The sequence below is a fragment of the Pedobacter sandarakinus genome (assembly GCF_026240095.1).
Lineage (GTDB): Bacteria > Bacteroidota > Bacteroidia > Sphingobacteriales > Sphingobacteriaceae > Pedobacter > Pedobacter sandarakinus.
In genome coordinates this window covers 505,465-519,059 of the sequence record NZ_JAPIVG010000003.1, presented here as the reverse complement: position 1 = coordinate 519,059, position 13,595 = coordinate 505,465, and the positions used below count along the sequence as shown (strand labels likewise).

Annotated in this window: 12 protein-coding genes; 10 read left to right on the top strand and 2 right to left on the bottom strand. The window is 38.2% G+C overall.

The window, feature by feature from the left end:
- Positions 1-178 precede the first annotated feature (178 nt).
- Genes OQ268_RS10830 through ppnP form a run of 3 tightly spaced genes read left to right on the top strand, consistent with a single transcriptional unit; the run spans position 179 to position 4,377 of the window.
- Positions 179-2,185, top strand: a complete 2,007-nt coding sequence (locus tag OQ268_RS10830; RefSeq protein ID WP_265856144.1) for a DUF3857 domain-containing protein — start codon at positions 179-181, stop codon at positions 2,183-2,185.
- A complete protein-coding gene (locus OQ268_RS10825) occupies positions 2,185-4,080 on the top strand; it encodes a DUF3857 and transglutaminase domain-containing protein (RefSeq protein ID WP_265856143.1) in 1,896 nt (631 codons plus the stop codon). Before OQ268_RS10830 ends, OQ268_RS10825 begins: the two co-directional genes overlap by 1 nt.
- A 15-nt stretch (positions 4,081-4,095) precedes the next feature.
- A complete protein-coding gene (gene ppnP / locus OQ268_RS10820; RefSeq protein ID WP_265856142.1) occupies positions 4,096-4,377 on the top strand; it encodes a pyrimidine/purine nucleoside phosphorylase in 282 nt (93 codons plus the stop codon).
- 71 nt (positions 4,378-4,448) lie between these two features.
- Here ppnP and OQ268_RS10815 read toward each other — a convergent pair whose 3' ends face one another.
- A complete protein-coding gene (locus OQ268_RS10815) occupies positions 4,449-5,720 on the bottom strand; it encodes a M16 family metallopeptidase (protein ID WP_265856141.1) in 1,272 nt (423 codons plus the stop codon).
- Positions 5,713-6,957, bottom strand: coding sequence for a M16 family metallopeptidase (locus OQ268_RS10810; RefSeq protein ID WP_265856140.1), 1,245 nt, complete (start codon positions 6,955-6,957; stop codon positions 5,713-5,715). The genes OQ268_RS10815 and OQ268_RS10810 overlap by 8 nt, the downstream gene beginning before the upstream one ends.
- 152 nt (positions 6,958-7,109) lie before the next feature.
- Between OQ268_RS10810 and OQ268_RS10805 the strand changes: the two genes are divergently transcribed.
- From OQ268_RS10805 to OQ268_RS10775, 7 genes are all read left to right on the top strand, one after another.
- Positions 7,110-8,234: a CofH family radical SAM protein gene (locus OQ268_RS10805; RefSeq protein ID WP_265856139.1), complete on the top strand. Its 1,125-nt coding sequence runs from the start codon at positions 7,110-7,112 to the stop codon at positions 8,232-8,234.
- A 255-nt stretch (positions 8,235-8,489) separates the two neighbouring features.
- The gene (locus OQ268_RS10800; RefSeq protein WP_265856138.1) at positions 8,490-10,112 is read left to right on the top strand and encodes an ABC-F family ATP-binding cassette domain-containing protein; all 1,623 of its coding nucleotides are present in this window, start codon (positions 8,490-8,492) and stop codon (positions 10,110-10,112) included.
- Between the two features lie 81 nt (positions 10,113-10,193).
- Positions 10,194-10,595: a hypothetical protein gene (locus OQ268_RS10795; protein WP_265856137.1), complete on the top strand. Its 402-nt coding sequence runs from the start codon at positions 10,194-10,196 to the stop codon at positions 10,593-10,595.
- Between the two features lie 44 nt (positions 10,596-10,639).
- Entirely contained in the window at positions 10,640-10,846 is a 207-nt protein-coding gene (locus tag OQ268_RS10790) for a hypothetical protein (protein WP_265856136.1), read from the top strand.
- 103 nt (positions 10,847-10,949) lie between these two features.
- Entirely contained in the window at positions 10,950-11,642 is a 693-nt protein-coding gene (locus OQ268_RS10785; protein ID WP_265856135.1) for a DUF4397 domain-containing protein, read from the top strand.
- Positions 11,643-11,846: 204 nt separating this feature from the next.
- Complete coding sequence (locus OQ268_RS10780; RefSeq protein ID WP_265856134.1) at positions 11,847-12,359, top strand: RNA polymerase sigma factor; 513 nt, start codon at positions 11,847-11,849, stop codon at positions 12,357-12,359.
- Positions 12,352-13,584: a hypothetical protein gene (locus OQ268_RS10775; RefSeq protein WP_265856133.1), complete on the top strand. Its 1,233-nt coding sequence runs from the start codon at positions 12,352-12,354 to the stop codon at positions 13,582-13,584. Before OQ268_RS10780 ends, OQ268_RS10775 begins: the two co-directional genes overlap by 8 nt.
- Positions 13,585-13,595 lie beyond the last annotated feature (11 nt).

Here is a 13,595-nt window from a genome sequence, read left to right as displayed (position 1 = left end):
TCTATAGTTTTTCCACCTGATAGGCTATTGATTCTTTTAAGACCTAGTAATTTAGGTTTTGCGCAGACAATGAAACATACATCAAAACAGCTCATAAGAGAGATTTAGATTGTATGTTTAAACTGCATAATTAAAAAAATATTTCTATCATTGTGCTATAACCAAACATAATTTATCGATGCAAAAAATCGCTCTCAAACTCCTGTTCCTATTGCTATGCGCTGGGTTAAGCAGTAGCTATGCACAAACCAAGAAAACAGTAAAAAAAGAATTTAAATTTGGCAAGGTAGACAATACCGAGTTTGAAACTAAAGCTTCTGGACCAGACTCAGCATCGGCAGCCATAAAACTGTTTGATGTTGGCAATTGCTACTTTGAAATTAATGCATCTACTGGCAGCTTCGTATATGTTTTCGAAAGACATCTTCGCTATAAAATTTTAACAAAAAGTGGTTATGATCTGGCCAACTTTAAGGTTAATTTATTTAAGCAAAGTAACCAGGCCAAGGAGGATCTTAATTACATGGACGCAGCAACCTACAATCTGGTTGATGGCAAAATTGCAGTTAGTAAGCTAAATAAAGATGCAAAGTTCACTGAGGAGTTTAATAAGAATTACGTCATCAAAAAATTTGCCTTACCCAACGTAAAAGAAGGTTCTATTATTGAGTTTAAATACAAAATTAAATCAGACTTTATTTTTACCCTTCGCGGCTGGCAGTTCCAGTCTAACATTCCAACTTTATGGTCGGAATATAATGTAAAGATTCCAGAATATTTTAATTACAAGCATAATACAAGTGGATATTATCCCATTCACCGTCCCATTCACGAATCGGTTAATGCGACATACATCAGTGGTATTTCGTCTACGGCCAATTATGACCAGTACATTGCCGAAAATGTTCCGGCCTTAAAAGAGGAACCCATGATCACTACAATGGATGATTACATTCCAAAGATATCGTTTGAATTAAGGGCAACAAACTTTCCTAATGACGTATATAGAGATTATAACGGGTCTTGGGGTCAGATTATAGCAAACCTTGATGCGGACGAGAACTTTGGGGCTTTCGTGTACCGAAATGCCTATGCCAAATCAGTTCTACCTGGAATCTTAAAAGGGGAAAAAGATTCACTAAGAGTTATTAATCAGGTTTTTGATTATGTAAAGCATAACGTGAAATGGAATGAAGAAAATGCGCTTTATACCACCCAAACAAATCCAAAAAATGTGTTTGAGAAAAAAACCGGTTCTTCTGCAGATATCAACCTTTCTTTGCTCAGTTTGCTTAGAGAAGCCAAAATTGATGCATTCCCCGTTTTGCTGAGTACAAGAAAAAACGGCGAGCACCCTGGATTCCCCGTAATTTCGGGTTTTAATAATGTGGTCCTACTAGCAAAAGTGGGCAACAAGATGTATTTGCTCGACGGCACTGATAAAGATCTTCCGATAGGCATGATCAATGAACAAAGTTTAAGTCATAAAGGATTTCTGATTAACATGAAAGGCCAGATTGGAAACTGGATTTCGACCGAACCGGCTACTCCAAATGAAAAAATATTTTCTTACACCTTGACACTCGATAAAGAAAATAAACTCAAAGGACTAATTAATATGTATTCGAAAGGATATGCAGCACTTGGATTAAGATCACGTTACAGAAAAACAAATAATGACACCGAGTTTATTAAAAACTTTAAGAAAGATAAACCTGGGTTAGAAGTTAAAAATTACACCATCCAAAATCTTGACACTTTAGATGAGCTATTAACAGAATCAATGGATGTGGAGATTGACGATAATGTGGAGGAAACCGGAAATCTAATTTATTTCTCGCCTCTTCTTTATGAACGAACAAAAGAAAATTTATTCAAACATGAGGAAAGAAAATTCCCTGTGGACTTTGCCTTTCCATTTAAAGAAACTTACCGAATTACGTTGATATTTCCTGAAGATTATGACGTAGATAAATTGCCTAAGGGCGGCATTTACAAACTCCCTGAAGACAAGGGAAGTTTTATGATCAATTATGTTGTTGAAGGAAAGACTATTTTGGTTAGAAGTAGCATTAGCATCAATAAATCTATTTACACATCTGAAGAATATTTTGATTTGAAGGAATTATTTAAGGCAATTGTTGAGAAACAGGCCGAACAAATCGTTTTGAAAAAGAAAGCATAATGAAACATCTATTAACACTATCTCTACTGATCTCTAGTGCTACCCAAGTTTTTTCGCAAGGCATTTACGATGTTGCTAAAATACCCGCAACATTAACCAAAGATGCCATTGCCGTTGTTAGAAATGAGACACAATATTTAGATATAAAAAGCCCAAGCGCTGCCCAGTATGATTATAAAGTTGCCATAACCATTTTGAATAAAGCTGGAGATGAATTTGCAGAGATGAATGAAGTGTATGATAAGTTCATGAGCATCAGCAACATTAAAGCAACACTCTACGATGCCTCCGGAAAAAAAGTTAAAGAATATAAATCAGCTGATGTTAAAGATTTTAGCATGATTTCTGATTTTTCAATCTTTGAGGATAACAGGTTAAAGTCGTTAAAATTTGTAAGCTTGGCATACCCCTATACCATTGAATATAGTTTTAGCAAAGATTTTAAGGGGTTATTATATTTCCCTTCCTGGGAAAATTTGAAAAGCTTTGGTGTATCAACAGAAAAATCGACTTACACTATTCAGAAAAATAAAGGTTATCAATTGCGATATTTAACCAGCACCAATCTTAAAACGGATTCCACCCTTGTTGGTGATAAAATCCAGTACAGTTGGAAGAGTGAGCATACCCCTGCAGTAGTGTCGGAACCATTGAGTACAGGCCTGGAAAATGTTTCTAGTTGGGTAAAGGTGTCGCCGAACCAGTTTGAATACGATGGTTCTAAAGGTGATTTTAGCAATTGGAAATCATTTGGCAATTGGATGTATGCCTTAAATGAGGGTGGCAATAAACTTCCGGAAGCAACCAAGGTGCTAGTGCAAAATCTTGTTAAGGATGCAAAAACGCCGCAGGAGAAGATTAAAATTTTATATAGCCATTTGCAACAGAATACCAGATATGTGAGTGTTCAGTTGGGAATAGGCGGCTTTAGACCTATTTTGGCAGAAAAGGTTGCCCAGGTTAATTATGGCGACTGCAAGGCGCTTTCGAACTACATGAAAGCCTTACTTAACGAAGCCGGCATTCCTGCAAATCTAATCGTAATTGGAAATGGCATGCCCAGTTTGAACCCAGATTACGCCAGCATGGGCCAAGCAAACCACATGATTTTATGTGTGCCGCTTAAAAATGATACTACATTTTTAGAATGCACCAGTCAGTACGATCCGATGGGGTTTATTGGCTACAGCAATGCTAACCGGAAGGTATTGATGATCACAGAGCAAGGCGGAAAAGTGATTAGTACGCCAGCGCTAATGCCTAAAGACAACTATCAGCGCAGAAAAACAACCATTAACCTGGCCGAAAACGGTACTGCAGAATTGGCTTTAAAATCCACTTACGGCAATGCGCAATTTGAAGAAAAATTCGGGATTACACTATTAGAACCAATCGACCAACGTAAGCGGATTATCGAAAATGCATCAGTTCCTATTGCCGAACTCACCAACTATAAGTACGTACAGGCTGATAAGGCTTTGCCTGTTATTACTGAAGAAATCAATTGTAAAACCAATCAGCTTTTTACTAAGTCTGGCGATAAAGTGTTTTTAACAGTAAATCAGATCAATAGGAGAGAAAATGTTCCATTAAAAGTAGAAAACAGGAAGACCAATTTTGCTGTTCCATTTGGCTATGATGATGAAGATGAGCTGGCCATTACTCTGCCGAAAGGATATGCCGTTGAATTCTTACCAAAGGATATTGCCGTTACTACAGAATTTGGCACTTACACTGCCAAATTTACTACCAAAGATAATACCATCATCTACACCCGGAAGCAGGTTATGAACAGTAAAAATTATCCCCCGGAGAAGTATAATGACTTTGTAGATTTTTACAAAAAAGTTTACCTGGCTGATAAACAAAAAGCTATATTAACGAAAACTTTATAGAGCAAGGTATACAGAATGATTACAGAAAACCATTATTTTGAAGGAAATGTTAAATCGCTTGGCTATGAAACTAGCGATGGAAGTTCTACTATTGGCGTGATAAATCCAGGCGAATACCAATTCAATACTGCAAAACACGAAATCATGAAAATTATCGAAGGGGAATTAACTGTTTTGCTCCCTGATGAAACAGCGTGGCAAAGTTTTAAAGCTGGAACAGCATTTGAAATTCCGGCTGATGCAACATTCAAGGTCAAAGCATCTGCGCAAGTAGCCTATTTGTGTCAATACAGGTAATAAAAATCTTATCTAGAAAGCTTATTGTGCAACAAATAAGTGTTTGCGCACAATAGGCTCTTCATAACTAACTACTTCTTCCCTACTACTACTTCAATAAAGTTTTCGGTAGTTAAATATTTGTTTGCCAAAGCCAAAATTTCCTCGGCACTAATATTTTTAACTTTCTCGATATAACGATCATAATAGTCGTAACCGAGGCCAAAAAAATGAATATTTTTAAATTTGTCGGCATGTGAAAACACATTCTCTAAACTTCCCAACATTGCACCCAGCATGTAATTTTTAACCAGTGCTAACTCTTCTTCACCAACCAACTCATTTTTTAACAATTCAACCTCTTTGTAAATTTCAGTTAAGGCTGCACTGCAAACCTCTGCTCCTACTTCTGTAGAAATAAAGAGGTAACCGGCGTCTTCTAATGAGGAAATTCCTGAACCAATACCGTAAGTATACCCTTTATCTTCGCGGATATTATTCATTAACCTAGAACCGAAATAACCGCCAAGAACTGTATTTAAGATCTGTAGCCCTGGAAAGTCTTCGTGCTTACGGTTAACGGCTATTTTGCCAATTCTGATGGCAGATTGCAAAGCATCGGCACGCTCATTAAAAACAATTTCCTTTGTTCCAATATCGAAAGTGAAACTATTTTTAGTGCAATTACTGTGTTCCCAATCCTTTCCAAAGTTGTCGTTCAACTGCTTGAAACCAGGCTCATCGAATTTGCCTGATACAACAATTGTACAATTGTTTGGCGCATAAGCCGCTTTAAAATAATTAACTAAATCAGCTCGATTAAGCTCGTCATAATGTCTTGCCTGAATATCTACCCCGTAAGCAGTATCGCCGAAGAGGGCATTAGAGAAAGCTTTACGGGCAAGTATATCATTTTTTTGCAGGTTAACCTGAAGCTTTTGTTTTTGGTTCTGTACGTAAATGTCTAGCTCTTGTTGCGGAAACTGGCTATCAGACAAGACGTCTTTAACCACTGGTAGCACCGCTGTTAGGTGTTTATTTAACGTGTAAAGTGTTACAGAAGATTGATCTTGAACATACTCGGTTTGAAAAAATGCACCATAGAAGTCTATCTTCTCGGCAATTTCTCTTGATGTAAGTTTACTTGTTCCATTGTTAAGCATGGCACTAACTGCTATAGCTTGCAAAGGTTTAGTTAAGTCCCAATTAACGTTGCTAAAGATAAATTCGATCCTCACCAAATCCTGTTCACCAGAATAAATGGTGTAAACCGGAACCCCATTATCAAGTTCACGTTTAGTAGGTTGGATAAAGTTTATCGTTGATACCTGCTTAAAATCAGGTGCCTGTTGTCTGTTAAGCATGTTCTTCTGTTAAATAATATAAAATTGATGAATTAGCTTTCTGGAAGGTTTCATTTGAAATTCTTTTGATATCTTCAGCAGTTACGGCTAAAAACTGATCTGTTTCCTTGTTAAGGATTTCTGCATCGCCCAGCAATTCGTAATAGGCCAGATTCATGGCTTTATCGAGCAAGCTCATTTCTGAGAATACCAACACCGATTCTACCTTATTTTTCACTTTCGTGAGTTCCATCTCTGAAACCAGATCTACCTTAAGTTTATTTAATTCTACCCAGATTGCTTCTTCTGCTGTCTCTATACTTACGCCTTCTACGAGTTTACCTTCTACAATAAATAATCCAGGATCTAAGCTGCTGGAGATGTACGCATTAATATCGCTAAACAACTGCTTTTCTTTAAGCAAGCTAGTATATAACCTAGCCGATTTTCCACGAGATAAAATATCAGATAGCAGATCAAATGCATAATAGTCCTGACTATGCCTTCCTGGCATTTTGAAGGCAAGATAAATCGCATTTAAGGGTACTTGTGCCTCTACCGTTTCGGTTCTTTGCTCCAGTTGTGGATCTTCCTGAACCAGGTTCCTTACATATTTCTCACCGGCTGGAATAGGCGCAAACCATTTTTCGGCCATCGCTTTCACATCAGCTGTTTTCACATTTCCACCAACTACCAAGATTGCATTCTGCGGCGTATAATGCTTATTAAAGAAAGCTTTAACATCGGCCATGGTTGCATTCTCAATGTGTGAAAGTGATTTACCGATGGTCGCCCAGCGATAGGCATGTTTCTTATAAGCAAGTGGACGAAGTTTTAACCACACATCGCCATATGGTTGATTTAGGTACCGCTGCTTAAATTCCTCACTAACTACGTTTCTCTGTGTTTCCAGGCTTTTCTCAGAGAAGGCAAGGCTCAGCATCCGATCACTTTCTAACCAAAATGCAGTTTCAATGTTTTCTGCTGGTAGGGTAATGTAGTAATTGGTAATATCGTTGCTGGTAAAGGCATTGTTTTCTCCTCCCACACGCTGTAAAGGCTCATCGTAACTTGGAATATTTACCGAACCACCAAACATCAAGTGCTCAAAAAGATGGGCAAAACCTGTTTTTTCAGGATCCTCATCACGAGCGCCAACATCATATAAAATATTTAAAACTGCCATAGGCGTTGTTGGATCTTCGTGAACCAAAACTTTTAAACCATTGGCAAGTGTAAAACGATTAAAATCTACCATATCAATTTTTAGAATCGTAAAGATATTAAAAATGATGGCACTGCAGACCGCGATTAAAGGGATTATCTCATTTAAAATCATCTAACGGTTTTTTTGACAAAGCGCAAACCATAGTGCTAAAACCTTCACGCCCTTTTAACTATCTTTGTACAATGAATACAGCCGATTTATTACAACGGGCCCTACATTTTGATTTTTTAACGCTTGAAGAAGGCATGCACTTATATCATCATGCCGATACGGCGTCGCTGATGTTTATTGCCAATGAGTTGAGAAAAATTCAGGTGCCAAGTGGCAAAGTGACCTGGCAAATAGATCGGAACGTAAATACCACGAATGTATGCATTGCCAATTGTAAATTCTGCAATTTTTTCCGCAGGCCAGGCCACGATGAAAGTTATATCACCGACATTGAAACTTACAAAGTTAAAATCGAGGAAACCTTCCGTTTAGGCGGAGATCAGCTATTGCTTCAGGGCGGGCATCACCCAGATTTGGGCTTAAATTTTTATGCAGATTTATTCAAAAAATTAAAGGAACTCTATCCAGATTTAAAACTTCACGCTTTAGGTCCACCGGAAATAGCTCATGTGGCCAAACTAGAAGGGATTAGCCATACTGAAGTACTCAAAACGCTTAAGGCTGCAGGCATGGATTCGTTACCTGGGGCTGGTGCCGAAATCTTAAACGACCGGGTTCGCAGGTTGATTTCCAAAGGTAAATGCGGCGGACAGGAATGGTTAGACGTGATGCGTGCTTGCCACCAGTTAGATATCACCACGTCGGCAACAATGATGTTTGGTCATGTAGAAACGATAGAAGAGCGTTTCGAACATTTGGTATGGATAAGACAAGTACAAAGTGAAAAACCTGCCGATGCTAATGGTTTCTTGGCATTTATCCCTTGGCCTTTTCAGGATGATGGCACTTTATTAAAAAGACTGAGAGGCATAAGCAATAATGTAACCGCCGACGAGTACATTCGTATGATTGCTTTAAGCAGGATCATGTTGCCAAATATTAAAAACATCCAGGCGAGTTGGCTAACCGTAGGAAAAACAACGGCGCAATTATGTTTGCATGCAGGTGCAAATGATTTTGGTTCGATTATGATTGAAGAAAATGTAGTGTCTGCTGCTGGTGCTCCACACCGTTTTACTGCCAGTGGCATACAGCAATCCATTCGAGATGCCGGTTTCGAACCGCAACTCCGCGGACAAAAATATAACTACCGTGATTTACCAGAGCATCTGGAAGAGCAGGTAATCACCTATTAAATGGCCCAAAAAATTTGTCTAATTGCGAAGATTTGCATGATAGCAAGTGGGTAAAAAAGTATCTATAAAAAGTTTCTGCTTATGCAGGAACTTTTTCCGTTTTTAAAGTATAATAACAACAAATTTAGCAGTTTTAAATTTGATTATCTACTCCGCTACTGTACTAATTCAAGATGTTTTGGGAGGCTTTCTACGGCATCAGCCTTTCCAGCCTCAACCTTTTTGCCTATCTTTGCGGCTTATTTATTTTACAGTATGATTTCAGTTTCTAATTTATCTTTACGATACGGCAAGCGCACTTTATTTGAGGATGTTAACCTAAAATTTACCCAGGGTAATTGTTATGGCGTTATTGGCGCCAACGGTGCAGGAAAATCAACCTTCCTGAAAATTTTATCTGGTGAGGTTAACCAAACTTCCGGAAGTGTAGCTTTTACTCCAGGCGAAAGAATGGCGGTTTTAAAACAAAACCACTATGAATTTGATGAGTTTACTGTATTAGAAACGGTGATGATGGGTCATAAGGAACTTTATTCCATTATGAAGGAAAAAGATGCCATCTACATGAAAGAAGATTTTACGGAGAAAGATGGCGAGCGTGCGGGAGAACTGGAAAATATTTTTGCAGAAATGGACGGCTGGAACATGGAAAGCAATGCAGCAACCATGTTAAGTAATCTGGGGATTACAGAAGACAATCATTATAAGTTGCTAAAAGAATTAGATAATACACAAAAAGTTAGGGTATTGTTAGCGCAGGCATTGTTTGGTAATCCGGATATTTTATTGCTGGATGAGCCTACCAACGATTTAGATATCGAAACCATTGCTTGGTTAGAAAACTTCCTTGCCGATTACCAAAATATCGTTTTAGTGGTTTCTCACGACAGGCACTTTTTAGACGCCGTGTGTACGCACATTGTAGATATCGATTTCGCTAAAATGAGCATCTATACCGGTAATTACACTTTCTGGTACGAATCTAGTCAGCTGGCACTGAAACAGCGCAGCGACCAGAACAAGAAAATGGAAGATAAGGTGAAGGAATTGCAGGAATTTATCCGCAGGTTTAGTGCCAATGCATCCAAATCTAAACAGGCAACTTCACGTAAAAAAGCGCTCGATAAAATTGATATCACCGAAATTAAGGCTTCAAGTAGAAAATACCCCGCTATTATTTTTAACAATACAGGACGTGATGCCGGAGATCAAATCTTACAGGTAGAAAACCTAGGTAAGAGCGGCAACGATGGCATTTTGTTCGATAAGGTAACTTTTATGGTTAACAAGGGTGATAAAATTGCCGTGCTTTCCCAAAACAGTTTGGCAACTGCAGCCTTTTACGATGTGCTTACCGGAAGAGATACCGACCATAAAGGAGAATTCAAATGGGGTGTTACCATTAGTACCGCAGATATACCCAATGATAATTCTGAATACTTTGCTGATAAAGATGAAAACCTTGTAGACTGGTTGCGTGAATACTCGGGTACCGATGCAGATGAGCAGTTTGTAAGGAGTTTTCTAGGAAGGATGTTGTTCTCTGGTGAGGAGGTGCTAAAAAATGTAAAGGTATTATCTGGAGGAGAGAAAATGCGCTGCATGTTCTCGAGAATGATGTTACAACAAGCCAACCTGTTGATGTTTGATGAACCGACCAATCACCTGGATTTAGAATCGATAGAGGCTCTAAACAATGGAATGAAGGATTTTAAAGGTACTGTGCTATTTACCTCACGAGATCATCAATTAACAGAAACTGTAGCGAATAGAATTATTGAGATTACGCCAAAAGGCACAATTGATAAATTAATGACCTACGATGAATACATAAATAACCCTGAAGTAGCCAAACTTCGCGAGGAAATGTATGCTTAATTAAATCTTTTTTTATAAAGTTAAAAGAGTTTTGATTTCATATCAAAACTCTTTTTCTTTATGTAGCTAATAAATAATTTTATGAGATGGTGGTACACATGCCTGATTTTTTTACTGCCCTTCTGCAGTTATGCACAAAAGAGCGATAGTACCCATACCCACTACCGCCTAATCAGGGGCGGCTTTGTGGAACATGTCACGAGTTTAAAATCGAATATCAGGGTGAAAAATGGCATGGCAAGAATCCAGTCGGGCAAGAAAATAATTGCTAGCGGATTGTATAAGGATAATGAGCGATACGGACGGTGGAGTTTTTATAACCAATTAGATTCTTTGGCACAGATATATAACTACACTACCAAGAAAGTTGAGTACAACCCGCCCAGCAGTACCATATATTTCGAAATTGATTCTTTGAAGCCAGGCGATAAAGTTATTCGAGCGATGAGGATCGGTGGGGATGATTATGGTTTATTTTTTTAAAAAAACAATTTAGCCCACCACAAGAGTTTGGAAAGTACCCCGGGGTGCATGAAGTATTGCTGGTTTTCTACGTAAATCAGGCTGGCAAGCTTACAAAATATGAGGCTGAGGTGGGTGCAGGTGATCTTAAGAAAATAATTTCGATGGACCTGAAAATCAAGGAGGAAGACTTCGCTTTTAAGCCGGCTCGATTAAATGGCAAATCGGTTCCAAGCAAATTAATTTATAAGAGTACGCTTACTGTAAATTAATTTTCAATTGTAGTGTAGCGTTTCGCTTTTGTTAATCGTTTTACAAGAAAAAAGAGTTAATGGCCATTAACCAATTTTGTTTATAAAATTGATTTAACTACACATGGAAACTAAAAATTATTTTGCCTCTACTACTAAATTTATATGCGCTTTCTTTGCCCTTACACTTCTCTTATCTGCCTGCAAAAAAGATTGGAATGATGATCCGATCGAAGCTGCAGGAATTGGATTTGTACATGCATCGCCTGGTACAGGCCCTTTGGATTTTGTATTAGACAATCAGAAAATCGGCACCTTTACCTTTAATAACGATCGCGGTTATTATGCAGCATATCCAGGAACCCGGCTAGTGGGCGTAGCAAAAAAAGATTCTCTTAAATATCTTACCAACGCCAACGCAACTTTTAAACAAGGCGGCTTCTATTCTATTTTTGTTGTAGATACACTAAAATCGACAAAACTATTAGTGGTTGAAGATGATTTAAAGGCACCAGAAACCGACAAAGCAAATGTGCGTTTTATTAATTTAAGTCCAGGCTCACCATCGTTAGACTTAGCAATTGAAGGCACGGCAACCCCATTATTCACAGCAAAAGCATTTAAGACCTTTACGCCATTTACCGGCATAATGCCTGCTGAAAGCTATACTTTTCAGGTTAAGGAAGGCAATACGGTTAGGGCTACCCTCCCAGGGGTGAAGATTGAAAAAGGGAAAATTTATACCATTTGGGCGAAAGGCTTAAGCAGTACAACAGATAGTACAAAATTTGCACTAGCCATCATGAATAATAAATAACAACCATCTACCTATTGATTATAGCACCATTCTGGAAACGGATGGTGTTATTTTCTTTAATTTTGTGCAATTAAGAATTGAAGATATTGGTTATAAGCTGATGACAAATTCGAGTAAATAGGCCTTCATCGCGTGATAAAAAAAATACTCAAATTTGAGGAAATTTTAAAGGGCTGCGTAAAAAACGATAAAAGCTGTAAAGAAATGATGTATAAATCATTCTATGGCTATCTAATGGGCATTATTTTAAGGTATACGAAGAATCTTTCAGATAGTGAAGAACTTGTGAATGATACTTTCATCAAAGTGTTTAAAAATATACACACCTTCAGGCATCCCAAAAATCCAGAAGAACTTCAAAAGTCGTTTAAAGGATGGATTGCCCAAATTGGTTGTCGCACAGCGATAGATAAAATTAGAGGTAACAAAATACAATTTTATGTAGACGACCTAGCGGAAGATGAACATCCGGCGAGTCAAGTTTCCGTAACTTCAGATTTGCATGTTAATGATATTATGAAACTACTTGATCAGCTGCCAGATAATCAGCGACTGGTATTTAACTTATACGAGATCGAAGGCTTTGCCCACGAGGAGATTTCCAGAATGCTCAATATCCCTGAAAGCTCTAGTAGGGTTTACCTAACAAGATCGAAAAGTAAATTAAGGAGCCTTTACCTTAACACAATGGTTTGTACATACAAAAAAAATGGATAAAGAATTAATTGAACATATCACCACACAACTTCAAAACCATGAGGAACCATATCCTCAAGGGGCATGGGAGCGTTTTTCTGAAAAAAAAGATGACAAACGCAGGGGATTTGTTTTATGGCCACTGTGGACGGCGGCTGCAATTCTGTTGATTTTTTCAGGAATATTTTTCTACAACAGCGATAACCAAGTGCCCAGCGTTGAGCTTGTAAAGAATGTGGGTAAAAAACCTACAAATGGAGAAATCCCCGTGGAAGGCGCCAAAGTTATCGAGAAAAGTGCCGCTGTTAAAATGGAGAACAGGATTGAAAGACAAGCTAATACCAAGAAACCGCTCGACGCTAATTACAATACGGAATCTCCTGGTACTATAGAAACAAAAATGAATGCAACAGAAGGCAATTTGCCAGATGCATTTGCATCCGTTTCAAGCAAATTTAACCTGGATAACAACATCACGAACATTGATCTGGCTAAACCTTTAAGTGCTAAAAGCATTGAACCGATGCTGCAGCATAACGAGCAAGCAAAACCACGTGTGCGTACGTTTGAAGACCTGTTAGCGATGGATAGTAAGCAAAATGAACAAAAAGGACAATTACCGAAACCGAGCAAAAATCAAAAATGGGAACAAGATGTTTATGTAGCGCCTGCTATGGGTAACGACAACAAGGTGAATATGAATTATGGCTTTTCACTATCTTATGCTATTGCCAACAAATTATCAATAAGTTCTGGGGTTTCTTATGCCTCGTTAAGTGCTACTCAATCTCAAAATGCATCGGCGCCGCAAAGCTTATCTGGCAGAAACCTCGAATCGGTTGATGCAAAGGTACGCGGCGTAAATATCCCATTAGAATTAAAATACAATATAAGTGATAAACTTTATACTGGCGTAGGGGTTTCTGCATTGGCAGTAATCAACAATGCGCAACAAAACACCTATCTGGCTAACGAAGTACAAACGTTCTCTTCGCCTACAACCAATGGCACGGCCGATCTAAAAAGTTATATCGTAACCGCCAAAACAACCGAAACACAGCCCGAATCGGCGATTGATCCTGACAAGTACATAGGCTTCTACAACTTTTCGCTAGGCTATAAACAGAAAATCTCCAAGAAAAATAATATTGCTATTGAGCCTTTTTTAAGGTTGCCGATGAAAACTTTTTCGAAGGATAATTTAAACCTAACGAATGGCGGTTTACGGTTGAAAATTGAATTCTAGCAATTGTAACA